The sequence below is a fragment of the Janibacter sp. FSL W8-0316 genome, from assembly GCF_038004165.1.
In the GTDB taxonomy this organism is placed as follows: Bacteria; Actinomycetota; Actinomycetes; order Actinomycetales; family Dermatophilaceae; genus Janibacter; species Janibacter indicus.
The window spans coordinates 2,809,316-2,835,940 of the sequence record NZ_JBBOQX010000001.1; the positions used below are offsets into that span (position 1 = coordinate 2,809,316).

Annotated in this window: 28 protein-coding genes and 1 tRNA gene; 28 read left to right on the top strand and 1 reads right to left on the bottom strand. The window is 67.9% G+C overall.

The features are described from left to right. Positions 1 to 76 precede the first annotated feature (76 nt). The 7 genes from NYE39_RS13805 (at position 77) to rplL (ending at position 4,217) form a co-directional block, all read left to right on the top strand. A tRNA-Trp gene (locus NYE39_RS13805) sits at positions 77 to 149 on the top strand. A gap of 55 nt (positions 150 to 204) precedes the next feature. Further along, on the top strand, positions 205 to 462 hold the full coding sequence (secE, locus tag NYE39_RS13810; RefSeq protein ID WP_072623745.1) for a preprotein translocase subunit SecE: 258 nt from the start codon (positions 205 to 207) through the stop codon (positions 460 to 462). Between the two features lie 73 nt (positions 463 to 535). After that, complete coding sequence (gene nusG / locus NYE39_RS13815; protein WP_072623746.1) at positions 536 to 1,405, top strand: transcription termination/antitermination protein NusG; 870 nt, start codon at positions 536 to 538, stop codon at positions 1,403 to 1,405. Positions 1,406 to 1,490: 85 nt separating this feature from the next. Beyond that, a complete protein-coding gene (gene rplK, locus NYE39_RS13820) occupies positions 1,491 to 1,925 on the top strand; it encodes a 50S ribosomal protein L11 (RefSeq protein ID WP_072623747.1) in 435 nt (144 codons plus the stop codon). Positions 1,926 to 2,076: 151 nt separating this feature from the next. Further along, the gene (gene rplA, locus NYE39_RS13825; RefSeq protein WP_072623748.1) at positions 2,077 to 2,820 is read left to right on the top strand and encodes a 50S ribosomal protein L1; all 744 of its coding nucleotides are present in this window, start codon (positions 2,077 to 2,079) and stop codon (positions 2,818 to 2,820) included. Between the two features lie 310 nt (positions 2,821 to 3,130). Continuing rightward, positions 3,131 to 3,751: a 50S ribosomal protein L10 gene (gene rplJ / locus NYE39_RS13830; RefSeq protein WP_072623749.1), complete on the top strand. Its 621-nt coding sequence runs from the start codon at positions 3,131 to 3,133 to the stop codon at positions 3,749 to 3,751. Between the two features lie 73 nt (positions 3,752 to 3,824). Then, the gene (gene rplL, locus NYE39_RS13835; protein ID WP_007929164.1) at positions 3,825 to 4,217 is read left to right on the top strand and encodes a 50S ribosomal protein L7/L12; all 393 of its coding nucleotides are present in this window, start codon (positions 3,825 to 3,827) and stop codon (positions 4,215 to 4,217) included. A gap of 84 nt (positions 4,218 to 4,301) precedes the next feature. Here the strand turns inward: rplL and NYE39_RS13840 are convergent, their stop codons facing one another. Beyond that, positions 4,302 to 5,558 carry a phospholipase D-like domain-containing protein gene (locus NYE39_RS13840; protein ID WP_341013003.1) on the bottom strand — a complete coding sequence of 419 codons (1,257 nt, stop codon included), beginning with the start codon at positions 5,556 to 5,558 and terminating at the stop codon, positions 4,302 to 4,304. A 367-nt stretch (positions 5,559 to 5,925) separates the two neighbouring features. On the opposite strand from NYE39_RS13840, the gene rpoB reads away from it, so the two are divergent. From rpoB to rpsQ, 21 genes are all read left to right on the top strand, one after another. Next, positions 5,926 to 9,408 (top strand): DNA-directed RNA polymerase subunit beta, encoded by a 3,483-nt coding sequence (rpoB, locus tag NYE39_RS13845; protein WP_072623752.1) that lies wholly within the window; start codon positions 5,926 to 5,928, stop codon positions 9,406 to 9,408. A gap of 138 nt (positions 9,409 to 9,546) precedes the next feature. Continuing rightward, positions 9,547 to 13,428, top strand: coding sequence for a DNA-directed RNA polymerase subunit beta' (locus NYE39_RS13850; protein ID WP_192911479.1), 3,882 nt, complete (start codon positions 9,547 to 9,549; stop codon positions 13,426 to 13,428). Positions 13,429 to 13,683: 255 nt separating this feature from the next. Continuing rightward, on the top strand, positions 13,684 to 13,959 hold the full coding sequence (locus tag NYE39_RS13855) for an HU family DNA-binding protein (protein ID WP_072623754.1): 276 nt from the start codon (positions 13,684 to 13,686) through the stop codon (positions 13,957 to 13,959). 88 nt (positions 13,960 to 14,047) lie between these two features. Continuing rightward, entirely contained in the window at positions 14,048 to 14,335 is a 288-nt protein-coding gene (locus NYE39_RS13860) for a hypothetical protein (protein WP_072623755.1), read from the top strand. After that, complete coding sequence (locus NYE39_RS13865) at positions 14,335 to 14,865, top strand: GNAT family N-acetyltransferase (RefSeq protein WP_192911480.1); 531 nt, start codon at positions 14,335 to 14,337, stop codon at positions 14,863 to 14,865. Before NYE39_RS13860 ends, NYE39_RS13865 begins: the two co-directional genes overlap by 1 nt. Positions 14,866 to 15,138: 273 nt before the next feature. Further along, positions 15,139 to 15,513 carry a 30S ribosomal protein S12 gene (gene rpsL, locus NYE39_RS13870; RefSeq protein ID WP_007930014.1) on the top strand — a complete coding sequence of 125 codons (375 nt, stop codon included), beginning with the start codon at positions 15,139 to 15,141 and terminating at the stop codon, positions 15,511 to 15,513. Beyond that, positions 15,513 to 15,983, top strand: coding sequence for a 30S ribosomal protein S7 (rpsG, locus tag NYE39_RS13875; RefSeq protein WP_072623757.1), 471 nt, complete (start codon positions 15,513 to 15,515; stop codon positions 15,981 to 15,983). Before rpsL ends, rpsG begins: the two co-directional genes overlap by 1 nt. 88 nt (positions 15,984 to 16,071) lie before the next feature. Continuing rightward, positions 16,072 to 18,195 carry an elongation factor G gene (fusA, locus tag NYE39_RS13880; RefSeq protein WP_192911481.1) on the top strand — a complete coding sequence of 708 codons (2,124 nt, stop codon included), beginning with the start codon at positions 16,072 to 16,074 and terminating at the stop codon, positions 18,193 to 18,195. A 110-nt stretch (positions 18,196 to 18,305) separates the two neighbouring features. Continuing rightward, on the top strand, positions 18,306 to 19,499 hold the full coding sequence (gene tuf, locus NYE39_RS13885; RefSeq protein WP_192911482.1) for an elongation factor Tu: 1,194 nt from the start codon (positions 18,306 to 18,308) through the stop codon (positions 19,497 to 19,499). Positions 19,500 to 19,873: 374 nt separating this feature from the next. Further along, on the top strand, positions 19,874 to 20,968 hold the full coding sequence (locus NYE39_RS13890; RefSeq protein WP_192911483.1) for a YihY/virulence factor BrkB family protein: 1,095 nt from the start codon (positions 19,874 to 19,876) through the stop codon (positions 20,966 to 20,968). A gap of 394 nt (positions 20,969 to 21,362) precedes the next feature. After that, on the top strand, positions 21,363 to 21,671 hold the full coding sequence (gene rpsJ / locus NYE39_RS13895; RefSeq protein ID WP_007924661.1) for a 30S ribosomal protein S10: 309 nt from the start codon (positions 21,363 to 21,365) through the stop codon (positions 21,669 to 21,671). Positions 21,672 to 21,682: 11 nt separating this feature from the next. Further along, positions 21,683 to 22,339, top strand: a complete 657-nt coding sequence (gene rplC / locus NYE39_RS13900; protein WP_072623765.1) for a 50S ribosomal protein L3 — start codon at positions 21,683 to 21,685, stop codon at positions 22,337 to 22,339. Position 22,340: 1 nt separating this feature from the next. Continuing rightward, the gene (gene rplD / locus NYE39_RS13905; protein ID WP_072623766.1) at positions 22,341 to 22,994 is read left to right on the top strand and encodes a 50S ribosomal protein L4; all 654 of its coding nucleotides are present in this window, start codon (positions 22,341 to 22,343) and stop codon (positions 22,992 to 22,994) included. Beyond that, a complete protein-coding gene (gene rplW / locus NYE39_RS13910; RefSeq protein ID WP_226282960.1) occupies positions 22,991 to 23,308 on the top strand; it encodes a 50S ribosomal protein L23 in 318 nt (105 codons plus the stop codon). The genes rplD and rplW overlap by 4 nt, the downstream gene beginning before the upstream one ends. Before the next feature lie 19 nt (positions 23,309 to 23,327). Then, positions 23,328 to 24,164 (top strand): 50S ribosomal protein L2, encoded by an 837-nt coding sequence (rplB, locus tag NYE39_RS13915; protein WP_072623767.1) that lies wholly within the window; start codon positions 23,328 to 23,330, stop codon positions 24,162 to 24,164. Positions 24,165 to 24,179: 15 nt separating this feature from the next. Continuing rightward, complete coding sequence (rpsS, locus tag NYE39_RS13920; RefSeq protein WP_007924678.1) at positions 24,180 to 24,461, top strand: 30S ribosomal protein S19; 282 nt, start codon at positions 24,180 to 24,182, stop codon at positions 24,459 to 24,461. Between the two features lie 32 nt (positions 24,462 to 24,493). Beyond that, positions 24,494 to 24,871 (top strand): 50S ribosomal protein L22, encoded by a 378-nt coding sequence (gene rplV / locus NYE39_RS13925; RefSeq protein ID WP_418268673.1) that lies wholly within the window; start codon positions 24,494 to 24,496, stop codon positions 24,869 to 24,871. Further along, positions 24,871 to 25,689: a 30S ribosomal protein S3 gene (gene rpsC, locus NYE39_RS13930; RefSeq protein WP_072623769.1), complete on the top strand. Its 819-nt coding sequence runs from the start codon at positions 24,871 to 24,873 to the stop codon at positions 25,687 to 25,689. The genes rplV and rpsC overlap by 1 nt, the downstream gene beginning before the upstream one ends. Position 25,690: 1 nt before the next feature. Beyond that, positions 25,691 to 26,110: a 50S ribosomal protein L16 gene (rplP, locus tag NYE39_RS13935; protein WP_072623770.1), complete on the top strand. Its 420-nt coding sequence runs from the start codon at positions 25,691 to 25,693 to the stop codon at positions 26,108 to 26,110. Continuing rightward, positions 26,110 to 26,337 carry a 50S ribosomal protein L29 gene (rpmC, locus tag NYE39_RS13940; protein ID WP_072623771.1) on the top strand — a complete coding sequence of 76 codons (228 nt, stop codon included), beginning with the start codon at positions 26,110 to 26,112 and terminating at the stop codon, positions 26,335 to 26,337. The genes rplP and rpmC overlap by 1 nt, the downstream gene beginning before the upstream one ends. A 23-nt stretch (positions 26,338 to 26,360) precedes the next feature. Continuing rightward, the gene (rpsQ, locus tag NYE39_RS13945) at positions 26,361 to 26,624 is read left to right on the top strand and encodes a 30S ribosomal protein S17 (RefSeq protein WP_257786372.1); all 264 of its coding nucleotides are present in this window, start codon (positions 26,361 to 26,363) and stop codon (positions 26,622 to 26,624) included. The last annotated feature ends 1 nt before the right edge of the window (position 26,625 follow it).

Here is a 26,625-nt window from a genome sequence, read left to right on the forward strand (position 1 = left end):
CTCTCCGGCGTGCCCGCACATCGGGGGAGATGGTCCGAGCCGGCCACGGGAGGCCGCCCCCAACGCGACCTTCCGAAGGGCAGTGGCTCAATTGGTAGAGCACCGGTCTCCAAAACCGGCGGTTGGGGGTTCGAGTCCCTCCTGCCCTGCGTTGCACGACACCCGTTGCGCAGCCAGGTGAGACCCCGACGGAGAAGAGACGACGTGAGCCAGCTCGGAGCGCAGCCGACCAAGGCGCGGCGCGAGCCGAAGGGCGGCAACCCGATCTCTCGCTTCTTCGGCTCCATCGGCCTCTTCCTTGCTCAGGTGCTCGACGAGCTCCGCAAGGTCGTCCGGCCGACCCGGTCCGAGCTGATCAACTACACGCTCGTGGTCATCGTCTTCGTCTCCGTGATGATGCTCATCGTCTCGGGCCTGGACGCGGCGTTCACCCGGGCAGTGCTCTGGGTGTTCGGCGGCTGACGCCGCCGCACCACACCCGCAGACCGGGCGCGCTCCCGCGCCGACGTACGAAGTTGAAGTGAGGAAACAGGTCATGTCCGAGCAGGCCCCGACCCCCGAGTCCCAGGACACCGAGGGCACCTCGAGCGTCATCGCCGCCGAGCAGGCCGAGCACGCTGCGCAGCCGCCGGCGGACCTCCCTTCGGCACAGGAGGCCGACGACGCCCGCGCCGCCGACGAGGCCCTCGAGGAGGCCGCCGCGGAGGAGGCCGACGAGGCCCCCGCCGAGCCGCAGACCCGCGAGAGCGACGCCGACGGCGACGTGCTCCCCGAGGACAGCGCCGACCCGGTCCAGGCCTTCAAGGACGAGCTCGCCGGCAAGTTCGGCGACTGGTACGTCATCCACACCTACGCGGGCTACGAGAACCGCGTCAAGCACAACCTCGAGACCCGTGTCGCCAACCTCGACATGGAGGACTACATCTTCGAGGTGGCCGTCACCATCGACGAGGTCACCGAGATCAAGTCCGGCCAGAAGAAGGTGCGCAAGCAGCCGCGCATGCCCGGCTACGTCCTCGTGCGCATGGACCTCACCGACGAGTCCTGGGGCGCCGTGCGGCACACGCCGGGCGTCACGGGCTTCGTGGGCAACGCGCACGACCCGGTGCCGCTGAGCCTCGACGAGGTCTTCACGATGATCAAGCCCGCGGACCTCGAGAAGGCCGCCGCCCCGGCGGCCGCCGGTGCCGCCCCGACGCAGGACGGCCTGTCCGCCCCCGCCGCCCCGGTGGACGTCGACTTCGAGGTCGGCGAGTCGGTCACCGTCATGGACGGCCCCTTCGAGACCATGCCGGCGACGATCTCCGAGATCCTCCCCGAGAGCCAGAAGCTCAAGGTCCTCGTCTCCATCTTCGGCCGGGAGACCCCGGTCGAGCTCGGCTTCCACCAGGTCGCCAAGCTCTGAGAAGCCGCGTCGCCGACTGGCGGCGCATCTGCAACCGGGTCATCGCCCACGGCGTCGGCCCACAACACGGAAGTAGGAACATCGCATGCCCCCCAAGAAGAAGGTCTCCGGCTACATCAAGCTGCAGATCCAGGCTGGTGCCGCCACCCCTGCCCCGCCGGTCGGTCCGGCGCTGGGTCAGCACGGCGTCAACATCATGGAGTTCGTCAAGGCGTACAACGACGCCACGGCGGACCAGCGTGGCAACGTCGTCCCGGTCGAGATCACGGTCTACGAAGACCGCTCCTTCACCTTCATCACCAAGACCCCGCCGGCCGCCGAGCTGATCAAGAAGGCCGCGGGCGTGAAGAAGGCCTCCGGTGAGCCGCACAAGGTCAAGGTCGCCTCGCTGACCAAGGACCAGGTGCGCGAGATCGCCGAGACCAAGATGCCCGACCTCAACGCCAATGACATCGACGCCGCGATGAAGATCATCGCCGGCACGGCGCGTCAGATGGGCATCGAGACCCCGGGCGTCTGACGACAGCCCGACAATCCGAGCGAGCTCTCGCGAGCGAGGCTCGGAGGGCCGAGGAGGACGCCCGAGGAAACTCAGCGTCTGACACGGCCACAACAGTGGGAGGGCCTGCGCTGGCCCGCACCACACCTCCACCACCACCCAAGGAGTACCCATGAAGCGCAGCAAGAGCTACCGCGCCGCGGCGGACAAGGTCGACCGCGATCTCGCCTACGCCCCCCTCGAGGCCGTCCGTCTCGCCAAGGAGGGCGCGAAGAAGACCTTCGACGAGACCGTCGAGGTCGCCTTCCGTCTCGGCATCGACCCCCGCAAGGCCGACCAGATGGTCCGCGGCACGGTCAACCTCCCGCACGGCACGGGCAAGACCGCCCGCGTCCTCGTCTTCGCCAACGGCGACAAGGCCGACGCCGCCCGTGAGGCCGGCGCCGACTTCGTCGGGTCCGACGACATGCTCGAGAAGGTCCAGGGCGGCTGGATGGACTTCGACGCCGTCGTCGCCACCCCGGACCTCATGGGCAAGGTCGGCCGTCTCGGCAAGGTCCTGGGCCCCCGTGGTCTCATGCCCAACCCCAAGACGGGCACCGTCACGATGGACACGGCCAAGGCCGTCGCCGACATCAAGGGCGGCAAGATCGAGTTCCGCAACGACAAGCACGCCAACCTGCACTTCATCATCGGCAAGGCGAGCTTCGACGAGAAGCAGCTCGTGGAGAACTACCAGACGGCGCTCGAGGAGATCCTGCGTCTCAAGCCGTCCGCCTCCAAGGGCCGCTACATCACCAAGGCCGTGCTGAGCACGACCATGGGCCCGGGCATCGTCCTGGACTCCTCGCGGGTCAAGAACCTCCTCGAGGAGACCGCCCCGGTGGCGGCCGACGAGGTCCCCGCCTCGGAGTGACCCACGCCTTCGCGTGACCTCGAAGGGGGTCGCACCCACCCGGGTGCGACCCCCTTCGTCATGTCCGCCAGGCTGCGCCGGCGACGATTTGTCCCACCGGCGCACCTGCCGTACTGTTGCTTCCGACCATTGACCGCCGGTTGTCGTGATCCACGTGATCGTGACCCAAGGTTCCGCGAGAGCGGGCGACCCGCGCAGGCCACTTGATTCGCACCCGTCCTCGTGACGTGCGTGCCGGAGTCCCGTGCCTGCGCCGGGGCTCCTTTTCTCGTTCCGGGCCCCGGTGGCACCACACGAGAAGGAGGCCCGCATGGCGAACCCCCAGAAGGACGCCGCCATCGCCGAGCTCGCGGAGAAGTTCCGCAGCTCCAGCGCGGCCGTGATCACGGAGTACCGCGGTCTGACCGTGGCGCAGCTCGGCGAGCTGCGCAGCAAGCTCCGTGGCAACGCCACCTACTCCGTGGTGAAGAACACGCTGACCGAGCGCGCTGCCAAGGAGGCGGGCGTCGAGTCCGCCTTCGAGGGCCAGCTCGTCGGCCCCAACGCGATCGCCTTCGTCGAGGGCGACCCCGTCGAGGCTGCCAAGGGTCTGCGTGACTTCGCCAAGGACAACCCTCTCCTGGTGATCAAGGGCGGAATCCTCGACGGGAACCCGCTCACGCCGGAGGAGATCGACAAGCTCGCGAAGCTCGAGTCCCGCGAGGTTCTCCTGGGCAAGCTGGCTGGCGCCATGAAGGCCCAGCTCACCCAGGCCGCGTACCTCTTCAACGCGCCGCTCGCGCAGACGGCTCGCGTCGTCGACGCGCTGCGCGCGAAGGTCGAGGAGCAGGGCCCGGTCGCGACCGACGCCCCCGCTGCGGACACCGAGGAGCCGGCCGCCGAGGCCGTCGCCTCCACCGAGACCACCCCCGAGGGTGGCGACGAGGCCTGAGGCGCCCGCCTTTCGGCCACTGCACGACCCCGCCACTTTCGGCACACACGTTTGATCAGAAAGGACGCCCATCATGGCGAAGCTCAGCACCGACGAGCTCCTTGAGGCCTTCAAGGAGATGACCCTCATCGAGCTCTCCGAGTTCGTAAAGCAGTTCGAGGAGACCTTCGAGGTCACCGCCGCGGCCCCGGTTGCCGTTGCGGGTGCCGCCCCGGCCGCCGGTGGCGACGCCGGTGGCGACGCCGCCGCCGAGCAGGACGAGTTCGACGTCATCCTCGCCGCGGCCGGCGACAAGAAGATCCAGGTCATCAAGGAGGTCCGTGCGCTCACCAGCCTCGGCCTCAAGGAGGCCAAGGACCTCGTCGACGGCGCCCCCAAGCCCGTCCTCGAGAAGGTCGACAAGGACGCCGCGGAGAAGGCCAAGGAGGCCCTCGAGGGCGCCGGCGCCACCGTCGAGCTCAAGTGATCTCGGCTCGTCACTGACGAGCACTGATCTGCCGAAGGGCGGGTCGCACCACCTGGTGCGACCCGCCCTTCGGCGTGTGCCTCGTCAGAGCAGCGGGCGCCAGGGGGAGAGGATGCCCTCGGTGACCCGGCTGATGAGCGGGCGTCGGGTCCACTCGTCGAGGGTCAGCTCGGTGCAGTTGCCGGAGTCGAGGGCGAAGACCTCCTCCATGCGCGCCGCGACGTCCGCGTCGAGGATCTCCATGTTCATCTCGTAGTTGCCGGCGAGGCTCAGCCGGTCGATGTTGGCGGTGCCGATGGTCGACCACAGGCCGTCGATCGTCGCCGTCTTGGCGTGCACCATGGCATTTTCGAAGCGCAGCAGCCGCACACCCCCGCGCAGCAGGCGCTCGTAGAGGGTGCGGCTGAGCCAGTCGGCGACGATGTGGTTGCTGAAGTGCGGCACGATGACGCGCACGTCGACCCCGCGCTCGGCGGCGTTGACGAGGCTGCGGATGAAGGCGTCGTCGGGGATGAGGTAGGCGGTCGTCAGCCACACCCGCTCGCTGGCCCGGTCGATCGCCTCGAGGTACATGTTGCGGATCGGGTAGACCATGTCGGCCGGCAGGTTGCGGTGGATGCGCATGTCGCGGCTCCACGTGCGGCGCCGCGGCTGGGGGAGCGCGGGGCTGCCGTCGTAGATGTTCCAGTAGTCGATGAAGGCATTTTCGAGCTCGACGACCATGTCGCCGGCATAGCGGGCGTGGGTGTCGCGCCAGCGGTTGGCGTAGTCCTGGCCGATGTTGTAGCCGCCGAGGTAGGCGGCCGTCTCGTCGACGACGAGGAGCTTGCGGTGGTTGCGTCCCCAGTGCCGCGGGCTGAGGAAGGCCACCCCGCCGGTGACGAGCGGGTGTCGCTTGACGTGGATGCCCTCCGGGAGCGACTGGAAGAAGCGGCGTGGGACGACGAGGTTGGCGAAGGTGTCGTAGACGACGAAGACGCGCACGCCGCGCTCGTGGGCCGCGACGAGCGCGTCCCGGAAGCGCTGCCCGATGGCGTCGTCCTTCCAGATGTAGGTCTCGAAGTAGATGCGCTCCCGCGCCGCGTCGATGTCGGCGAGCATTTCCTCGAAGAGGTGCTCGCCGAAGGTGTAGATGCGCACGTCGCCGCCGGGGACGGGCACCGGACCGCCCTGCTGGTGCGGGAACTCCTTGTCCGGACGGTCCTTGCGGCGCTGGCTGTCGAAGACGAGCAGGCCTGCGACAGTGAGCAGCTGGGTCGCGACGACGGCGCCGGCCGTGCGCCGGACCGCACGTCGCACCTCGAGCCGGCGTCGGCGTCGGCGGATCGAGCGTGCATTCATGGTCCCATCCTAGGGCCCGGGCCGAAGGGGGGATCCCGCCGGCCCGGTCCGGGCACCGGCTCGCGACCCGCCGGGGACGTGCCTTGACGTGGCGGTTCCCGTCGTCCATCCTCATGGCGTCGATTGATCCGGCCCCACCGCGTCTGCGGGAGAGGGGCCGTGGACCACCGTCGAGCCGTCGGCTCGACCGGGTTGGACACTTGTGTGTTTGTGGACTACGCTGTCGCTTTGCGCTGCCTTGTTCCTGTCGCGACCCCGTCGGACCGCTCACATCCCCTCGTTCCCGAGGGTGTCGAGAGCCCCGCCGGGACGCGATCCGGACCCGGTGGCACCGCCCGACTCTCAAGGCCCGTGGAAGGATCCATCCTTGGCTGCCTCGCGCACCGCTTCCCCGATGTCCACCGCACGGACGGCCAGTGGCCGTCTGTCCTTCGCAAAGATCCGCGAGCCCCTCGAGGTCCCCGACCTCCTGGCCCTCCAGACGGAGAGCTTCGACTGGCTCCTGGGCAACGAGAAGTGGCAGGAGCGTCTCGCCGACGCTCTCGACGCCGGTCGACGTGACGTCCCCGAGCACCCGGGGCTGGAGGAGATCTTCGAGGAGATCTCCCCGATCGAGGACTTCTCCGGCTCGATGAGCCTCTCCTTCCGGGAGAGCCGCTTCGAGGAGCCGAAGTACTCCGTCGACGACTGCAAGGAGCGCGACCAGACCTACTCCGCGCCCCTCTTCGTCACCGCCGAGTTCATGAACGCCGAGACCGGCGAGATCAAGAGCCAGACGGTCTTCATGGGTGACTTCCCGCTCATGACCGAGCGCGGCACCTTCATCATCAACGGCACCGAGCGCGTCGTCGTCTCGCAGCTCGTGCGCAGCCCGGGCGTCTACTTCGAGCGCACCCCCGACAAGACCTCCGACAAGGACGTCTACTCGGCCAAGGTCATCCCGAGCCGCGGTGCGTGGCTCGAGTTCGAGGTCGACAAGCGCGACATGGTCGGCGTCCGCGTCGACCGCAAGCGCAAGCAGTCGGTCACCGTCCTGCTCAAGGCCCTGGGCATGACCTCCGCGGAGATCCTCGAGGAGTTCGGCGACTACGAGTCGATGCGCGCCACCCTCGACAAGGACACCGTCGAGGACCAGGACGCCGCGCTGCTCGACATCTACCGCAAGCTGCGCCCCGGCGAGCCACCGACCCGTGAGGCCGCGCAGAACCTGCTCGACAACCTCTACTTCAACCCCAAGCGCTACGACCTGGCCAAGGTCGGCCGCTACAAGGTCAACCGCAAGCTCGGTGTCGAGGCCGACCTCGACTCCTCGGTGCTCACGCTCGAGGACATCGTCGCGACGCTCAAGTACCTCGTCGCCCTGCACGCCGACCAGCCGACGCTCCCGGGTGTCCGCGACGGCGAGCCCCTCGAGGTGCCGGTCGAGACCGACGACATCGACCACTTCGGCAACCGTCGTCTGCGCTCGGTCGGCGAGCTCATCCAGAACCAGGTCCGCACCGGCCTGTCGCGGATGGAGCGCGTCGTGCGCGAGCGGATGACGACCCAGGACGTCGAGGCGATCACGCCCCAGACGCTCATCAACATCCGGCCGGTCGTCGCCTCCATCAAGGAGTTCTTCGGCACCAGCCAGCTGTCGCAGTTCATGGACCAGAACAACCCGCTGTCGGGGCTGACGCACAAGCGTCGCCTCAACGCGCTGGGCCCGGGCGGTATCTCCCGTGACCGCGCGCAGATGGAGGTTCGTGACGTCCACCCGTCGCACTACGGCCGCATGTGCCCGATCGAGACCCCTGAGGGTCCCAACATCGGTCTGATCGGCTCGCTGGCCAGCTACGGCCGGATCAACGCCTTCGGCTTCATCGAGACGCCGTACCGCAAGGTCGAGGCCGGTCGGGTCACCGACGAGATCGTCTACATCTCGGCGGACGAGGAGGACAAGGTCATCGTGGCCCAGGCCAACGCCGTCCTCCTCGACGACGGCACCTTCGCCGAGGAGCGGGTCCTCGCCCGGACCAAGGGTGGCGAGGTCGACCAGATCCCGGCCGAGGACGTCGACTACATGGACGTCTCGCCGCGACAGATGGTCTCCGCCGCGACCGCGATGATCCCCTTCCTCGAGCACGACGACGCCAACCGCGCGCTCATGGGCGCCAACATGCAGCGTCAGGCCGTGCCGCTCGTCCAGGCCGAGGCCCCCTTCGTCGGCACCGGCATGGAGCACCGTGCAGCGCTCGACTCGGGCGACGTCGTCCGTGCTGAGAAGGCGGGTGTCGTCACCGAGGTCTCCGCCGACCTGGTGACCGTCACGCAGGACGAGGGCGGTTCGCGCTCGTACAAGATGATGAAGTTCTCCCGGTCCAACCAGGGCAACAGCTACAACCAGCGCGTCATGGTCTCCGAGGGTGACCGCGTCGAGGCCGGTCAGCTGATCGCCGACGGTCCCGCGACCGACGGCGGCGAGATGGCCCTCGGGCGCAACCTTCTCGTGGCCTTCATGCCCTGGGAGGGCTACAACTACGAGGACGCCATCATCCTCAGCCAGCGTCTGGTGCAGGACGACGTCCTCTCCTCGATCCACATCGAGGAGCACGAGGTCGACGCCCGCGACACCAAGCTCGGCCCCGAGGAGATCACCCGCGACATCCCCAACGTCTCCGAGGAGGTCCTCGCGGACCTCGACGAGCGCGGCATCATCCGCATCGGTGCCGAGGTGCGCGACGGCGACCTGCTCGTCGGCAAGGTCACGCCCAAGGGCGAGACCGAGCTGACCCCCGAGGAGCGCCTGCTCCGCGCGATCTTCGGCGAGAAGGCGCGCGAGGTGCGCGACACCTCGATGAAGGTCCCCCACGGCGAGACCGGCACCGTCATCGGCGTCAAGGTCTTCGACAAGGACGAGGGCGACGAGCTGCCCCCGGGCGTCAACCAGCTGGTGCGCGTCTACGTCGCCAACAAGCGCAAGATCACCGATGGTGACAAGCTCGCCGGCCGTCACGGCAACAAGGGCGTCATCTCCAAGATCCTGCCCGTCGAGGACATGCCCTTCCTCGAGGACGGCACCCCGGTCGACGTCGTGCTCAACCCGCTCGGTGTCCCCGGCCGCATGAACATCGGCCAGATCCTCGAGCTGCACCTGGGCTGGGCCGCCAGCCGCGGATGGCAGATCGAGGGCGAGCCCGAGTGGGCCGAGATGATCCCGCACGACGCGCGCCAGGCTCCGGCCAACACGCGCGTTGCCAGCCCCGTCTTCGACGGTGCCCGCGAGGAGGAGATCACCGGTCTGCTCGACTCGACGACCCCGACCCGCGACGGTGTGCGGCTCATCGACCGCTCCGGCAAGGCCAACCTCTTCGACGGCCGTACCGGTGAGCCCTACCCGGACCCGGTGTCCGTCGGCTACATGTACATCCTCAAGCTGCACCACCTCGTGGACGACAAGATCCACGCCCGCAGCACGGGTCCGTACTCGATGATCACCCAGCAGCCGCTGGGTGGTAAGGCCCAGTTCGGTGGCCAGCGCTTCGGCGAGATGGAGGTGTGGGCCCTCGAGGCCTACGGCGCCTCTTACGCGCTCCAGGAGCTGCTCACCATCAAGTCCGACGACGTGACCGGTCGCGTCAAGGTCTACGAGGCCATCGTCAAGGGCGACAACATCCCCGAGCCGGGGATCCCGGAGTCCTTCAAGGTGCTCATCAAGGAGATGCAGTCCCTCTGCCTCAACGTGGAGGTCCTCAACTCCGAGGGCGGCACCATCGAGATGCGCGACAACGAGGACGACGTCTTCCGCGCCGCCGAGGAGCTCGGCATCGACCTGTCCCGGCGCGAGCCGAGCTCGGTCGAAGAGGTCTGAGAGCCCGGGGGACCCGGGCCCGCCCCGGTCCGGGTCCCCCGAGCACCCTCAACAAGCCCAGACGGTCGCCCTTCGTGATCGTCACCGGGCCACAGAACTTATCGAGTCATCCTCGACAACGAGAGAAGGAAGCACGAAGTGCTGGACGTCAACTTCTTCGACGAGCTGCGCATCGGCCTGGCCACCGCGGAGGACATCCGCAACTGGAGCCACGGCGAGGTCAAGAAGCCCGAGACCATCAACTACCGCACCCTCAAGCCCGAGAAGGAGGGCCTGTTCTGCGAGCGGATCTTCGGCCCCACCCGGGACTGGGAGTGCTCCTGCGGCAAGTACAAGCGAGTCCGCTTCAAGGGCATCATCTGCGAGCGCTGCGGCGTCGAGGTCACCCGCGCCGGCGTGCGTCGTGAGCGGATGGGTCACATCGAGCTGGCCGCCCCCGTCACCCACATCTGGTACTTCAAGGGCGTCCCGAGCCGCCTCGGGTACCTGCTCGACCTGGCGCCGAAGGACCTCGAGAAGGTCATCTACTTCGCCGCCTACATGATCACGAGCGTCGACGAGGACCAGCGTCACAGCGACCTGCCCTCGCTCGAGGCCCAGATCGAGGCCGAGAAGCGCGAGCTGGAGAACCGCCGCGACGCGGACGTCGAGACCCGCGCCCAGAAGCTCGAGAAGGACATCGCCGAGCTCGAGGCCGAGGGCGCCAAGTCCGACGCCAAGCGCAAGGTCCGCGACTCCGCCGAGCGCGAGATGAACCAGATCCGCAAGCGGGCCGACCAGCAGGTCGAGCGCCTCGCGCAGGTCTGGGACCGCTTCAAGAACCTCAAGGTCCAGGACCTCGAGGGCGACGAGGTCCTCTACCGCGAGATGCGTGACCGCTTCGGTCTGTACTTCGAGGGCGGCATGGGCGCTGCGGCGATCCAGAAGCGCCTCGAGACCTTCGACCTCGAGGCCGAGGCCGACAAGCTGCGCGAGATCATCGCCACCGGCAAGGGGCAGAAGAAGACCCGCGCCCTCAAGCGCCTCAAGGTCGTCACCGCCTTCCTCACCACCGACAACAAGCCGGCCGGCATGGTCCTGGACGCGGTCCCGGTCATCCCGCCGGACCTGCGCCCGATGGTCCAGCTCGACGGTGGCCGCTTCGCCACCTCCGACCTCAACGACCTCTACCGCCGCGTCATCAACCGCAACAACCGCCTCAAGCGACTGCTCGACCTCGGTGCGCCCGAGATCATCGTCAACAACGAGAAGCGGATGCTGCAGGAGGCCGTCGACAACCTCTTCGACAACGGTCGTCGCGGTCGTGCGGTCACCGGCCCGGGCAACCGCCCGCTGAAGTCGCTGTCCGACATGCTCAAGGGCAAGCAGGGTCGCTTCCGTCAGAACCTCCTCGGCAAGCGCGTCGACTACTCCGGCCGTTCGGTCATCGTCGTCGGCCCGCAGCTGAAGCTGCACCAGTGCGGTCTGCCCAAGGCCATGGCGCTCGAGCTGTTCAAGCCCTTCGTCATGAAGCGGCTCGTCGACCTCGACCACGCCCAGAACATCAAGTCGGCCAAGCGCATGGTCGAGCGTCAGCGCTCGGTCGTGTGGGACGTCCTCGAAGAGGTCATCACCGAGCACCCCGTGCTGCTCAACCGTGCGCCCACGCTGCACCGTCTGGGCATCCAGGCCTTCGAGCCGCAGCTCGTCGAGGGCAAGGCCATCCAGATCCACCCGCTCGTCTGCACGGCCTTCAACGCCGACTTCGACGGTGACCAGATGGCCGTCCACCTGCCGCTGAGCGCGGAGGCCCAGGCCGAGGCCCGGATCCTCATGCTCTCGAGCAACAACATCCTCAAGCCAGCCGACGGTCGACCCGTCACCATGCCGACGCAGGACATGGTCATCGGCCTGTTCCACCTCTCCTCCGAGGTGGCGCTGGAGACCGAGCACCGTCGCGCCTTCGCGACGACGGCCGAGGCCCGCATGGCCTTCGACGCCGGCGAGATCAAGATCGGTACGCCGATCAAGGTCCGGCTGACCGACGTCGTCCCGCCGATCGGCCACGAGCTGCCCGAGGGTGCCGAGCTCGACGAGCGCGGCATGCTCGCGACGTGGACCGCCGAGACGACGCTGGGCCGGGCGCTCTTCAACGAGACGCTCCCGGAGAACTACCCCTTCGTCAACGAGCCGGTCGACCGCAAGCGTCTGTCGACGATCGTCAACGACCTCGCCGAGCGCTACACCAAGGTCGAGGTCGCGGCATCGCTCGACGCCCTCAAGGAGGCCGGCTACCACTGGGCCTCCCGTTCGGGCACGACGGTTGCCGTCTCCGACGTCGTCACGCCGCCGCGCAAGCCTGAGATCCTCGCGACCTACGAGGAGAAGGCGACCAAGGTCCAGAAGCAGTACGAGCGCGGTCTGATCACCGACGACGAGCGTCGTCAGGAGCAGATCGAGATCTGGACCCAGGCGACCAACGAGGTCTCTGCCGAGATGCAGCAGAACTTCCCGAAGGACAACCCCATCTTCCGGATGGTCAACTCGGGTGCTCGTGGTAACTGGTTCCAGCTGCGCCAGATCGCCGGTATGCGTGGCCTCATGGCCAACCCCAAGGGTGAGATCATCCCGCGCCCGATCCGTACGAACTTCCGTGAGGGTCTGTCCGTCGTCGAGTTCTTCATCTCGACGCACGGTGCGCGCAAGGGTCTGGCCGACACCGCCCTTCGTACCGCCGACTCGGGCTACCTGACCCGTCGTCTCGTCGACGTCTCCCAGGACGTCATCATCCGCGAGGACGACTGCGGGACCGAGCGTGGCCTGACGATGCCGATCGCGCAGTTCGACGAGCTCACGGGCACCCGTCGCAAGCACGACGACGTCGAGTTCACGGTCTACGGGCGCTGCGTCGCGACCGACGTCGAGCACGAGGGCACCGTCCTGGCCGAGGCCGGCTCCGACCTGGGCGATGTCGTCATCGACAAGCTCTACAAGGCCGGCGTCGACGAGCTGAAGATCCGTTCGGTCCTCACCTGCGAGTCCAAGGTGGGCACCTGCGCCAAGTGCTACGGCCGCAGCCTGGCCACCGGCCAGCTCGTCGACATCGGCGAGGCCGTCGGCATCATCGCGGCCCAGTCGATCGGTGAGCCCGGTACCCAGCTGACGATGCGTACCTTCCACACCGGTGGTGTGGCCGGTGACGACATCACGCAGGGTCTGCCGCGAGTCGTCGAGCTCTTCGAGGCGCGTACCCCCAAGGGTGTCGCCCCGATCGCCGAGGCCGACGGTCGGATCACCATCGAGGAGACCGACAAGGGCCGCCGCATCCTGCTCGTCGCGGACCGCGACGGCGAGGAGCACGCCTACCCGGTGAGCAAGCGTTCGCGCCTGCTCGTCGAGGACGGCGAGCGGGTCGCCGTCGGCACCCAGCTCGTCCAGGGCGCCATCGACCCCAAGCAGGTTCTGCGCATCCTCGGCCCGCGCCACGCCCAGAAGCACCTCGTCGACGAGGTGCAGAAGGTCTACCGCCAGCAGGGTGTGTCGATCCACGACAAGCACATCGAGGTCATCGTCCGGCAGATGCTGCGCCGGATCACCATCCTCGAGTCGGGTGACGCCAACCTCCTGCCGGGCATGCTCGCCGAGCGTGCGCGCTTCGAGTCGGAGAACCGTCGCGTCGTCGCCGAGGGCGGTCGCCCGGCCTCGGGTCGTCCGGAGCTCATGGGCATCACCAAGGCCTCGCTCGCCACGGACTCCTGGCTCTCCGCCGCCTCCTTCCAGGAGACGACCCGCGTCCTCACCGAGGCCGCGATGGAGGGCCGCTCCGACCCGCTGCTGGGCCTGAAGGAGAACGTCATCCTCGGAAAGCTCATCCCCGCCGGTACGGGTCTGCCCCGTTACCGCAACGTGGACGTCGAGCCCACCGAGGAGGCCAAGGCCGCGATGTACTCGCTGCCCAACTACGACGAGTACGCCTACCCGGTCTTCGGTCCCGGCTCCGGCGAGGCGATCCGCCTCGACGACCTGGACCTGGACGTCTGAGTCGCCGCACTCACCGTTTCCTTCAGGAGCTTGCTCTGCAAGCGCCTGACAAGGAAGGGGGTCGCTTCCCGCGAGGGAGGCGACCCCCTTCGTCGTCCGGCGACGGACGTGACGGATGTGGTCAGGGAGGGTGCAGGGGCGAAGATCGCCGGAAAATCAAGGGAAACACGCCGACGGGCAAGTCGACGGCGGCTGGGGATTCGTGGTTGATTGGTCCCTGTTCGACCTACGAACTTCAAGGATGGAGATCCCACTATGAACAAGTCCGAGCTCGCCAGCGCCGTCGCCGAGAAGGCTGGCGTGTCCGCTTCCGCGGCGTCCGAGGTCATCACCGCCCTCCAGGCGGTCCTGTCCGACTCCGTCGCCAAGGGCGAGAAGGTCACCGTCCCCGGCTTCTTCAGCCTCGAGCGCGTCGAGCGCGCCGAGCGCAAGGGCCGCAACCCGCAGACGGGTGAGGAGATGACCATCCCCGGTGGCTACGCCGCCAAGCTCACCGCCGGCAGCGCCCTCAAGGCCGCGGCCAAGGGCTGATTGCCCCAGCACTGCCCGAAGGGGGCTGGTCACCGCACGGTGACCAGCCCCCTTCGTCGTATCCGGCAGGTGAGAGAGGATGGGGGGCGTGCCCGCCCCTGACCACGACTCCAGCCAGCCGATGTCGGTGCGTGCCACCGCGGCGCGCTGGGCGCTCGGCACGATCCTGGCGGTCGGCGCACTCGTGCTGCTCCTCAAGCCCGGTGGGGTGAGCAAGCTGCTCGCGCTCGTCCTCGCGGGCGCGGCGGTCACGACCTTCGCCCGACGCTCGCGCAGCGACGCCACCATCGTCTCGGTCGTGCTCCTCGTCGTTGCCGGGGTCTACCTCGGGGCCTTCCTCACCGGCAACAGCCACTGGATCACGGACAGGTACTGATGCGCGACGACCTCATCATCCGACGCGAGACGCCGGACGACACCGCGGCCACCGAGGCCCTGCACGACGCCGCCTTCGGCGTCCCCGACGGCAGGAGCGAGTCCGTCGAACGAGAGCTCCTGCGCGGGCTGCGGGCCGACGGCTCGGTCATCGACGAGCTGACCTTCGTCGCCGAGCTCGACGGCGAGGTCGTGGGCCACGTCGTGTGCAGTCGCGGCAGCCTCGCGGGGGAGCCGAGCGTCGGCCTCGGACCGATCGGCGTGCGTCCCGACCACCAGCGGCAGGGGATCGGCGCGGCCCTGATGATGGCCGTCGTCGCCAGCGCGGAGCAGCAGGCAGAGCCGGCCGTCGTCCTGCTCGGCGACCCGGAGTACTACGGGTTCTTCGGCTTCGTGCCGGCCTCCGGCCTGGGCATCGCGTCCCCGGGGGAGTGGGAGGACCGCAACTTCCAAGCCAAGCCGTTGCGGGCCTGGCGCCCGCAGATGGCCGGTGACTTCCGGTACGCGCCGGCCTTCGACCGCCTGGGCTGAGGTAACGATTTGTGAGGGCATCGGCGCGCCGGTATCGTTGATCAGCGTGCGTGGCTCGGCTGTGCCGTGACGCGCGCAGAGGAAGATCGGTGACGACCTTCCTCGCCCTCTCGCCGGGCGCCCGAGTCACGGTCTTCGACCGTGACGGGGAGTGCAGGGGAGAGCACCGTAGGCGACACACCCGAGTGCGGGGGTCGTCGGCGGCATCCAAGGAGCATCGGCCGGGTTCGTCCCGGCGGGTGCAGACAACATCACCGACGTACGGAGAACAGGTTGCCTACCATCAACCAGCTGGTGCGCAAGGGGCGGCAGGACAAGCCGTCCAAGGCCGCCACCCCGGCCCTCAAGGGGTCGCCGCAGCGCCGTGGCGTGTGCACCCGCGTGTACACGACCACCCCCAAGAAGCCGAACTCTGCCCTTCGCAAGGTCGCCCGTGTGCGCCTCACGTCCGGCATCGAGGTCACCGCGTACATCCCGGGTGTCGGCCACAACCTGCAGGAGCACTCCATCGTGCTCGTGCGTGGTGGTCGTGTGAAGGACCTGCCCGGTGTCCGCTACAAGATCGTCCGCGGTTCGCTCGACACCCAGGGTGTCAAGGGTCGCCAGCAGGCCCGCAGCCGCTACGGCGCGAAGAAGGAGAAGAAGTAATGCCTCGCAAGGGTCCTGCTCCGAAGCGCCCCCTCGTCGTCGACCCGGTCTACCAGTCCCCGCTGGTGACTCAGCTGGTCAACAAGATCCTGCTCGACGGCAAGAAGTCCATCGCCGAGTCCATCGTCTACGACGCCCTCGAGGGCTGCCGTGAGAAGACCGGCACCGATCCGGTCCAGACGCTCAAGCGCGCGCTCGACAACGTCAAGCCCTCCCTCGAGGTCAAGTCCCGCCGCGTCGGCGGTGCGACCTACCAGGTCCCGATCGAGGTCAAGCCCGGCCGCGCCACGACCCTGTCGCTGCGCTGGCTCGTCGGCTACGCCCGTCAGCGTCGCGAGAAGACGATGACCGAGCGCCTCATGAACGAGATCCTCGACGCGAGCAACGGCCTGGGTGCCGCAGTCAAGCGTCGCGAGGATACGCACAAGATGGCCGAGTCCAACAAGGCCTTCGCGCACTACCGCTGGTGACAGCAGGTCGGGGCCGGCAGCCGCCGGCCCCGACCACCACCGCCCTTCCCGGGCAGACACGACCGCAACGAGCGAGATGAGATAACGAGTGGCACAGGACGTCCTGACGGACCTCACCAAGGTTCGCAACATCGGCATCATGGCGCACATCGACGCCGGCAAGACGACGACGACTGAGCGCATCCTTTTCTACACCGGCGTCAACCACAAGCTGGGCGAGACGCACGACGGCGCCTCCACCACCGACTGGATGGAGCAGGAGAAGGAGCGCGGCATCACGATCACGTCCGCCGCGGTCACCTCCTTCTGGGACGACACCCAGATCAACATCATCGACACCCCGGGTCACGTCGACTTCACGGTCGAGGTCGAGCGCTCGCTGCGCGTCCTCGACGGTGCGGTCGCGGTCTTCGACGGCAAGGAGGGCGTCGAGCCCCAGTCCGAGACCGTGTGGCGCCAGGCGGACAAGTACGACGTCCCCCGCATCGCCTTCGTCAACAAGATGGACAAGCTCGGCGCGGACTTCTACTTCACCGTCGACACCATCAAGGACCGCCTCGGTGCGGAGCCCCTGGTCATGCAGCTGCCGATCGGTGCCGAGAACGACTTCGTCGGTGTCGTCGACCTCGTGCACATGAAGGCCCTCGTGTGGCCCGGCGACGCCAAGGGTGATGTCACCCTGGGTGCCTCCTACGAGACCCGCGAGATCCCCGAGGACCTGCAGGCCAAGGCCGAGGAGTACCGCAACCACCTCGTCGAGCGCGTCGCCGAGTCCGACGATGAGCTCATGGAGAAGTACCTCGGTGGGGAGGACCTGACGGTCGAGGAGATCAAGGCCGGCGTGCGCAAGCTGACGGTCAACTCCGAGCTCTACCCGATCTTCTGCGGCTCGGCCTTCAAGAACCGTGGCGTCCAGCCCGTCCTCGACGCGGTCCGCGACTACCTGCCCAGCCCGCTCGACGTCGCGGCCATGGAGGGCCACGCCCCCGGCGACGAGGAGAAGGTCGTCCTGCGCAAGCCCAGCGTCGACGAGCCCTTCTCCGCGCTGGCCTTCAAGATCGCCGCGCACCCCTTCTTCGGCACGCTGACCTTCATCCGGGTCTACTCGGGCAAGATCACGCCGGGCACCCAGGTCATCAACTCGACCAAGGGCAAGAAGGAGCGTCTGGGCAAGCTCTTCCAGATGCACGCCAACAAGGAGAACCCGGTCGACGAGGCGATGGCGGGCCACATCTACGCCGTCATCGGTCTCAAGGAGACGACCACGGGTGACACCCTGAGCGACGTCAACGACCAGGTCATCCTCGAGTCGATGTCCTTCCCGGCCCCGGTGATCCAGGTGGCCATCGAGCCCAAGACCAAGGGCGACCAGGAAAAGCTGGGCACCGCGATCCAGAAGCTCGTCGCCGAGGACCCGACCTTCCAGGTCAGCCTCGACGAGGAGACCGGCCAGACGATCATCGCCGGCATGGGCGAGCTGCACCTCGACGTCTTCGTCGACCGCATGAAGCGCGAGTTCAAGGTCGAGGCCAACATCGGCAAGCCGCAGGTGGCCTACCGCGAGACGATCCGTCGCGCGGTCGAGAAGTACGACTACACGCACAAGAAGCAGACCGGTGGTTCCGGTCAGTTCGCCAAGGTGCAGATCACCTTCGAGCCGCTCGAGGCGTCCGAGGACACCGACGGCGAGCTCTACGAGTTCAAGAACGCCGTCACCGGTGGTCGCATCCCGCGTGAGTACATCCCGAGCGTCGACGCCGGTATCCAGGACGCCATGCAGTACGGCGTGCTCGCCGGCTACCCGGTCGTCGGTGTCAAGGCCACCCTCATCGACGGTGCCTACCACGACGTCGACTCCTCGGAGATGGCGTTCAAGATCGCCGGGTCGATGGCCTTCAAGGAGGCCGCCCGCAAGGCCGACCCGGTGCTCATGGAGCCGATGATGAAGGTCGAGGTGCGTACGCCCGAGGACTACATGGGCGACGTCATCGGCGACATCAACTCTCGCCGTGGGCAGATCCAGTCCATGGAGGACGTCAGCGGCGCCAAGGTCGTCACCGGCCTCGTGCCCCTGTCCGAGATGTTCGGCTACGTCGGTGACCTGCGGTCCAAGACCCAGGGCCGCGCGAACTACTCGATGGAGTTCGACTCCTACGCGGAGGTCCCCAAGGCGGTCGCCGAGGAGATCATCAAGAAGACCCGAGGCGAGTGACCGGTAGCATTACCGGGATCCCGACACGGACCAACCACACACACCCACAAACGACGCCACCCTGCCGGGCAAAGGCGTAACCAAGAAGACGTCCTGAGGAGGACAACACAGTGGCGAAGGCAAAGTTCGAGCGGAGCAAGCCGCACGTCAACATCGGCACCATCGGTCACATCGACCATGGCAAGACGACGCTGACGGCCGCGATCTCCCGCGTGCTGCACGACAAGCTCCCCGACCTCAACGAGGCCTCGGCGTTCGACACGATCGACAAGGCCCCCGAGGAGAAGCAGCGCGGTATCACGATCTCGATCGCGCACATCGAGTACCAGACGGAGTCGCGTCACTACGCGCACGTCGACTGCCCGGGTCACGCCGACTACGTGAAGAACATGATCACCGGTGCGGCGCAGATGGACGGTGCGATCCTCGTGGTCGCCGCCACCGACGGCCCGATGCCGCAGACGAAGGAGCACGTCCTCCTGGCCCGCCAGGTCGGCGTCCCCTACATCGTCGTGGCCCTCAACAAGGCCGACATGGTCGACGACGAGGAGATCATGGAGCTCGTCGAGATGGAGGTCCGCGAGCTGCTGTCCTCCTACGAGTTCCCCGGCGACGACGTCCCGGTCGTCAAGGTCTCGGCGCTCAAGGCGCTCGAGGGCGACGCCCAGTGGGGCGAGTCGATCATGGAGCTCATGACGGCCGTCGACGAGTACATCCCCGAGCCGGAGCGTGACCTCGACAAGCCGTTCATGATGCCGGTCGAGGACGTCTTCACGATCACCGGTCGTGGCACCGTCGTCACCGGTCGTATCGAGCGCGGCATCCTCAAGGTCAACGAGGAGGTCGAGATCGTCGGTATCCGCGAGGAGAAGACGACCACGACCGTCACGGGCATCGAGATGTTCCGCAAGCTGCTCGACGAGGGTCGCGCCGGTGAGAACGTCGGTCTGCTCCTCCGTGGCACCAAGCGCGAGGACGTCGAGCGCGGGCAGGTCATCTGCAAGCCGGGCTCGATCACCCCGCACACCGAGTTCGAGGCGCAGGTCTACATCCTGTCCAAGGAGGAGGGCGGCCGTCACACGCCGTTCTACGACTCCTACCGTCCGCAGTTCTACTTCCGGACCACCGACGTCACCGGCGTCGTCTCCCTGCCCGAGGGCACCGAGATGGTCATGCCCGGCGACAACACCGACATGAAGGTCGAGCTCATCCAGCCGATCGCCATGGAGGAGGGCCTGAAGTTCAACATCCGCGAGGGTGGCCGCACCGTCGGCGCCGGTCGCGTCACCAAGATCATCAAGTGATCCTGGGCTGACCTCGAGTCAGCATCCACGCAGGGCCCGTCTCCCCGTCAGGGGAGGCGGGCCCTGCGTCGTGCCCGGAGGGTCACGGGCGGCCGCTACCTCGCCGACTGGTCGGATCGCCCCCGAGCGGAGGTGGCGCGGCGGCGGGAGTGTCCCTGATCTCGCGCGCGAGTGCCTTGACAGGGAGTCGCTCACCCGGGGGAGGACCCTGGACCCGGCCGTGGCATCCGTTCGGCGCACCTGACCCGCGCCTGTCCGCAGAGAGAGCCCCGCCTTGTCCAAGGAGGTGCGCTGGCGTGTGACAACGGGAGGGTCGGCCCCCTTCGGCCTATGGTGGTGACGACCGCTGCACCCGACCACGGAGACCACGCCATATGGCCAGCGACGAGAGCACCACGACCGAGGACCTCGCCCCCGAGGAGGAGGGCCTCGACGAGGTGGCCAAGCCGACCCTGCGCCAGATGAAGAAGCGCAGCTGGGTCTTCGCCTTCAAGCGGGCGATCAAGGAGTTCAGCGCTGACGGGTGCACCGACCTGGCCGCCGCGCTCACCTACTTCGCGGTGCTGTCGATCTTCCCCGGGCTGTTGGCGCTCGTCTCGATCATCGGTCTCGTGGGCGACCCCGACGAGACGAAGAAGACCCTGCTCGACGTCATCGGCCAGCTGGGCCAGGACAACGTCGTCGACATCCTCGAGGGCCCGATCGACCAGATGGTCAACTCCAGCGGGGCCGGCCTCGGCCTCGTCGCCGGTATCGCGGGTGCGCTGTGGTCGGCCTCGGGGTACGTCGGAGCCTTCGGCCGGGCCCTCAACAGGATCTACGAGGTGCCCGAGGGGCGTGGCTTCGTCAAGCTGCGGCCCATGCAGCTCGCGGTCACCGCGGTGCTGCTCGTCCTGGCCGCGGCCACGATCTTGTCCGTCGCCGTCAGCGGTGACGTGGCCCGGGCCATCGGCAACACCATCGGCCTCGGCGAGGCCGCGGTGATGACGTGGAACCTCGCCAAGTGGCCGGTCATCCTGCTCGTCGTCACCTTCATGGTGGGCCTGCTCTACTGGGCCACGCCCAACGTCAAGCATCCGACGTTCCGCTGGCTCAGCCCCGGCGCGGCCGTCGCGATCGTCGTGGCGATCGTCGCGTCCGTGGCCTTCGGCTTCTACGTCTCCAACTTCGGCTCCTACAACGCGACCTACGGCTCGCTGGCCGGCGTCATCGTCTTCCTGCTGTGGCTGTGGATCCTCAACAACGTGCTGCTCCTGGGTGCCGAGCTCGATTCCGAGATCGAGCGCTCCCGCCAGCTGCAGGCCGGCATGGCGGCCGAGGAGGACCTGCTCCTCCCGCTGCGCGACACCACGAAGTCCGATGCGGCCGCCGAGGCCGAGGTGGAGGTGCGCGAGGAGGCCCGCTCCCTGCGCATCGACGGGCTGCGCGACCAGGGCAAATCGACCGCCGACCTCGCCGAGCAGGACTGACTCCGGTCGGTCGGGTGCGACCCCGGCCGACCGCGCCGGAGCGCCGGAGCCGGGGCTGTCAAGCACCGCCCCGGCCCGATTTGGACTGAGCCTGCAGGCTCTGGCACACTGTTCAGGTTGCTTGTTGTGCGGTGACGCGGCGATCGGACTTTGCCCCGGTCGCCAGGTGCCACCGCCTCCCCCGATGACAACGCATCGAACCGCCTGAGGCGGGGCGACACATCGGACACGAAGCACGATCCGGTTCGACCGGGTCGACGACCAGATCGCACGACCTGCCCTTCGGCATGTCGTCGCGTCGCGGAGCGGGTGCGACACACCCGACCGCGTGGGTCGGAGGCCAGGCCGACCGACACAGACCAAGGCAAGACGGCGAGAGAGAGACGGACACAAGATGGCGGGACAGAAGATCCGCATCCGGTTGAAGTCGTATGACCACGAGGTCATCGACAACTCGGCGCGGAAGATCGTCGACACCGTGACCCGTGCCGGCGCGACGGTGGTGGGCCCCGTGCCGCTGCCCACGGAGAAGAACGTGTTCTGCGTCATCCGGTCGCCCCACAAGTACAAGGACAGCCGCGAGCACTTCGAGATGCGCACCCACAAGCGCCTCATCGACATCATCGACCCGACGCCCAAGGCCGTCGACTCGCTGATGCGTCTCGACCTCCCGGCTGACGTCAACATCGAGATCAAGCTCTGAGGCTGAACGAGATGACTACCACTGCCACCAAGACCGTCAAGGGCGTGCTCGGCGAGAAGCTCGGCATGACGCAGGTCTGGGACGAGGACAACCGCCTCGTGCCCGTGACCGTCATCCAGGCCGGCCCGTGCGTCGTCACCCAGGTCCGCAACGCGGAGACCGACGGGTACGACGCCGTCCAGATCGCCTACGGCGCCATCGACCCCCGCAAGGTCAGCCAGCCCAAGAGCGGCCACTTCGCCAAGGCCGGCGTGACCCCGCGCCGTCACCTCGTCGAGCTGCGCACCGCCGACGCCTCCGAGTACTCCCTGGGTCAGGAGGTGACCGTCGAGCTGTTCGAGTCCGGGCAGGCCATCGACGTCACCGGCACGACCAAGGGCAAGGGCTTCGCCGGCGTCATGAAGCGCCACGGCTTCGCCGGTGTCAGCGCCTCGCACGGTGCCCACCGCAACCACCGCAAGCCCGGCTCGATCGGTGGCTGCGCCACCCCGGGTCGCGTCTTCAAGGGCATGCGCATGGCCGGCCGCATGGGCGGCGTGCGCCAGACCACCCAGAACCTCACGATCCACGCCGTGGACGCCGACAAGGGTCTGCTGCTCGTCAAGGGCGCCGTCCCCGGCCCCCGCGGCGGCGTCGTCCTCGTCCGCACCGCGGTGAAGGGAGCCTGACGTGCCGACCATCGACATCATCAGCCCGCAGGGCGCTGCCAACGGCACCGTCGAGCTGCCCGCCGAGATCTTCGACGTGCAGGTCAACGTCCCGCTGATCCACCAGGTCGTCGTCGCCCAGCTCGCCGCCGCGCGCCAGGGCACGCACGCGACCAAGACCCGCGGCAACGTCCGCGGTGGTGGCCGCAAGCCCTACCGCCAGAAGGGCACCGGCCGCGCCCGCCAGGGTTCGACCCGTGCGCCGCAGTTCGCCGGCGGTGGCACCGTCCACGGTCCGCAGCCGCGTGACTACGCGCAGCGCACCCCCAAGAAGATGAAGGCCGCCGCCCTGCGCGGTGCCCTCTCCGACCGGGCGCGTCACGGCCGCATCCACGTGCTCAGCGCGCTGGTGGACGGGGACACCCCCTCCACCAAGAACGTCGCGAGCGTCCTCGGTGGCCTGAGCGAGCGCAACAACCTGCTCGTCGTCATCGAGCGCGACAACGACACCGCGTGGAAGTCAGTGCGCAACCTCGCCGACGTGCACGTCCTGGCCGCTGACCAGCTCAACACCTACGACGTGCTGTGCGCCGACGACGTCGTCTTCACCCAGGCGGCTCTCGAGGCCTTCCTCGCCGGGCCCGCGCCCAAGACTGCAGAGGGGACGGACAAGTGACTGAGTCCATTTCGAGTGCGGCCCAGATCAAGGACCCGCGCGACATCCTGATCCGTCCCGTCGTGTCGGAGAAGTCGTACGGCCTGCTCGACGAGGGCAAGTACACCTTCATCGTCGACCCGCGGGCCAACAAGACCGAGATCAAGATCGCCGTCGAGCAGATCTTCGACGTCAAGGTCGACTCCGTGCACACGATGAACCGTGTCGGCAAGGCCCGACGCACGCGGTTCGGCACCGGTAAGCGCAAGGACACGAAGCGCGCGATCGTCACCCTCCGCGAGGGCACGATCGACATCTTCGGCGGCCAGGGCTGACGGAGAGGACAAGGACAACATGGGAATCCGTAAGTACAAGCCGACCACCCCGGGTCGTCGCGGCAGCTCCGTCGCCGACTTCGTCGAGGTGACGCGCTCCACGCCGGAGAAGTCGCTCGTTCGCCCGCTCACCAAGTCCGGTGGCCGCAACGCCTCCGGTCGCATCACCACCCGTCACATCGGTGGTGGCCACAAGCGCGCCTACCGCGTCATCGACTTCCGTCGCCACGACAAGGACGGCATCCCGGCGAAGGTCGCTCACATCGAGTACGACCCCAACCGCACCGCCCGCATCGCGCTGCTGCACTACGCCGACGGCGAGAAGCGCTACATCCTGGCGCCGAACAAGCTGACGCAGGGCACGGTCATCGAGAACGGCCCCTCGGCCGACATCAAGCCGGGCAACAACCTGCCGCTGCGCAACATCCCGACCGGTACGACGATCCACGCCGTGGAGCTGCGTCCGGGTGGGGGAGCGAAGCTCGCTCGTTCCGCCGGCACCAGCATCCAGCTGCTGGGCAAGGAGGGTCCCTACGCGACCCTGCGCATGCCCTCCGGTGAGATCCGTCGCGTCGACGTGCGCTGCCGCGCCACCGTCGGCGAGGTCGGCAACGCCGAGCAGTCGAACATCAACTGGGGCAAGGCCGGCCGCATGCGGTGGAAGGGCAAGCGCCCGACCGTCCGTGGTGTTGTGATGAACCCCGTGGACCACCCGCACGGTGGTGGCGAGGGCCGCACTTCCGGTGGTCGTCACCCCGTCTCGCCCTGGGGCAAGCCCGAGGGCCGTACCCGGCGTCCCGGCAAGGCGAGCGACAAGCTCATCGTCCGTCGCCGCCGCACCGGCAAGAAGCGCTGATAGGAGCCTTTGGACATGCCTCGTAGTTTGAAGAAGGGCCCCTTCATCGACGACCACCTTCAGAAGAAGGTCGACGTCCAGAACGAAGCGGGCACCAAGAACGTCATCAAGACCTGGTCGCGCCGTTCGGTGATCTCGCCGGACATGCTCGGCCACACCTTCGCCGTGCACGACGGCCGCAAGCACGTCCCGGTGTTCGTCACCGAGGCGATGGTCGGTCACAAGCTCGGCGAGTTCGCACCGACCCGCACCTTCCGCGGTCACGTGAAGGACGACAAGAAGGGACGTCGTCGCTGATGCCTGCCACCGAGACCACCGAGCAGGAGACGCTGGTCGCCCGCGCCTCCGCCCGCCACGTGCGGGTCACGCCGCAGAAGGCGCGTCGCATCGTCGACATGATCCGCGGCAAGGACACCCAGACCGCGATCGCGACCCTGCAGTTCGCCCCCCAGGGTGCGGCCGAGCCGACCCTCAAGGTCCTGCAGAGCGCCATCGCCAACCTGCGCGTCAAGGCCGACGAGGCCGGGGAGCCCTTCGACGAGCGCAACCTCGTCATCACCTCCGCCTTCGTCGACGAGGGCCCCACGATGAAGCGTTTCCGTCCGCGGGCCCAGGGCCGCGCCGGTCGGATCAACAAGCGCACCAGCCACATCACCGTCCTCGTGACGAGCAAGCCTGAGAAGGCCGCGAAGGGAGGGACCCGCTGATGGGTCAGAAGATCAACCCGCACGGCTTCCGTCTGGGCATCACCACCGACCACAAGAGCCGCTGGTTCGCCGACTCCAACAAGGAGGGTCAGCGCTACCGCGACTACGTCAAGGAAGACGTGGCGATCCGCAAGCTCATGTCCACGGGCATGGAGCGCGCCGGCATCGCCCGCGTCGAGATCGAGCGCACCCGTGACCGCGTGCGTGTGGACATCCACACCGCGCGCCCGGGCATCGTCATCGGTCGCCGTGGCGCCGAGGCCGACCGCATCCGCGGCGAGCTCGAGAAGCTCACCGGCAAGCAGGTCCAGCTGAACATCCTCGAGGTCAAGAACCCCGAGATCGAGGCCCAGCTCGTCGCCCAGGGCATCGCCGAGCAGCTCGCTGCCCGCGTGACCTTCCGTCGCGCCATGCGCAAGGGGATGCAGTCCTCCCTTCGCGCCGGTGCCAAGGGCATCCGGATCCAGTGCTCCGGTCGCCTCGGCGGCGCCGAGATGTCGCGCTCGGAGTTCTACCGCGAGGGCCGCGTGCCCCTGCACACGCTCCGCGCCAACATCGACTACGGCTTCTACGAGGCCCGCACGACCTTCGGCCGCATCGGCGTCAAGGTCTGGATCTACAAGGGCGACATGACCGAGAAGGAGTTCGCGGCCCAGCAGGCGACCGCCGCTCCCCGTGGTCGTGGCCCGCGTCGCGACCGCGACGACCGTCCCGCCCGCGCCCGCCGCGGCGACCGCAACGAGGGCCAGGCCCAGGCCGCCGCCCCCGCTGAGGCTCCCGCTGCCGAGGCCCCGGCCAAGACCGAGGGAGAGTCCTGAGATGTTGATCCCCCGACGGGTCAAGCACCGCAAGCAGCACCACCCCAAGCGCTCCGGCATGGCGAAGGGCGGCACCGCCGTCTCCTTCGGTGACTACGGCCTCCAGGCTCTCGAGCCGGCCTACGTCACCAACCGCCAGATCGAGGCGGCTCGTATCGCCATGACGCGCTACATGAAGCGTGGCGGCAAGGTCTGGATCAACATCTACCCGGACCGCCCGCTCACCAAGAAGCCGGCTGAGACCCGCATGGGTTCCGGTAAGGGCTCGCCCGAGTGGTGGGTCGCCAACGTCAAGCCGGGCCGGATCATGTTCGAGATCTCCGGTGTGGACGAGACCGTCGCACGCGAGGCCATGCGCCTGGCGATGCACAAGCTGCCGATGAAGTGCCGCTTCGTCGTGCGTGAGGGTGGTGTCAACTGATGGCAGTCGGATCCAAGGACCTGACCCCGGCCGAGCTGCGTGAGCTGACCGACGACCGCCTGGTCGACGAGCTGCGCAAGGCCAAGGAGGAGCTGTTCAACCTCCGCTTCCAGTCGGCCACCGGCCAGCTGGAGAACCACGGCCGCCTCCGCGCGGTCCGCAAGGACATCGCTCGGATCTACACGGAGATGCGTGAGCGCGAGCTCGGGATCGGAGCGTCGAAGTGAGTGAGAACGTGAAGGATGAGACCGTGACCACCTCCGAGCGCAACGACCGCAAGACGCGTCGTGGCTACGTCGTCAGCGACAAGATGGACAAGACCGTCGTCGTCGAGGTCGAGGACCGCGTCAAGCACGCGCTCTACGGCAAGGTCATGCGCAAGACCTCCAAGGTCAAGGCGCACGACGAGGACAACAGCGCCGGCATCGGCGACCACGTCCTCATCATGGAGACGCGACCGCTGTCGGCCAACAAGCGCTGGCGCATCGTCGAGATCCTCGAGAAGGCCAAGTAAG

What these genes read in the sequence shown, in the direction of transcription:
- NYE39_RS13840 (WP_341013003.1), bottom strand. Translation starts at nt 5,558, where the DNA reads ATGAATGCACGCTCGATCCGCCGACGCCGACGCCGGCTCGAGGTGCGA.
- rplC (WP_072623765.1), top strand. Translation starts at nt 21,683, where the DNA reads ATGACTACCACTGCCACCAAGACCGTCAAGGGCGTGCTCGGCGAGAAG.
- NYE39_RS13865 (WP_192911480.1), top strand. Translation starts at nt 14,335, where the DNA reads ATGCGCGACGACCTCATCATCCGACGCGAGACGCCGGACGACACCGCG.
- rplK (WP_072623747.1), top strand. Translation starts at nt 1,491, where the DNA reads ATGCCCCCCAAGAAGAAGGTCTCCGGCTACATCAAGCTGCAGATCCAG.
- rpmC (WP_072623771.1), top strand. Translation starts at nt 26,110, where the DNA reads ATGGCAGTCGGATCCAAGGACCTGACCCCGGCCGAGCTGCGTGAGCTG.
- rpsJ (WP_007924661.1), top strand. Translation starts at nt 21,363, where the DNA reads ATGGCGGGACAGAAGATCCGCATCCGGTTGAAGTCGTATGACCACGAG.
- rplJ (WP_072623749.1), top strand. Translation starts at nt 3,131, where the DNA reads ATGGCGAACCCCCAGAAGGACGCCGCCATCGCCGAGCTCGCGGAGAAG.
- NYE39_RS13890 (WP_192911483.1), top strand. Translation starts at nt 19,874, where the DNA reads ATGGCCAGCGACGAGAGCACCACGACCGAGGACCTCGCCCCCGAGGAG.
- rplL (WP_007929164.1), top strand. Translation starts at nt 3,825, where the DNA reads ATGGCGAAGCTCAGCACCGACGAGCTCCTTGAGGCCTTCAAGGAGATG.
- NYE39_RS13855 (WP_072623754.1), top strand. Translation starts at nt 13,684, where the DNA reads ATGAACAAGTCCGAGCTCGCCAGCGCCGTCGCCGAGAAGGCTGGCGTG.
- rplP (WP_072623770.1), top strand. Translation starts at nt 25,691, where the DNA reads ATGTTGATCCCCCGACGGGTCAAGCACCGCAAGCAGCACCACCCCAAG.
- rpsC (WP_072623769.1), top strand. Translation starts at nt 24,871, where the DNA reads ATGGGTCAGAAGATCAACCCGCACGGCTTCCGTCTGGGCATCACCACC.
- nusG (WP_072623746.1), top strand. Translation starts at nt 536, where the DNA reads ATGTCCGAGCAGGCCCCGACCCCCGAGTCCCAGGACACCGAGGGCACC.
- rplB (WP_072623767.1), top strand. Translation starts at nt 23,328, where the DNA reads ATGGGAATCCGTAAGTACAAGCCGACCACCCCGGGTCGTCGCGGCAGC.
- rpsG (WP_072623757.1), top strand. Translation starts at nt 15,513, where the DNA reads ATGCCTCGCAAGGGTCCTGCTCCGAAGCGCCCCCTCGTCGTCGACCCG.
- rplA (WP_072623748.1), top strand. Translation starts at nt 2,077, where the DNA reads ATGAAGCGCAGCAAGAGCTACCGCGCCGCGGCGGACAAGGTCGACCGC.
- rpsS (WP_007924678.1), top strand. Translation starts at nt 24,180, where the DNA reads ATGCCTCGTAGTTTGAAGAAGGGCCCCTTCATCGACGACCACCTTCAG.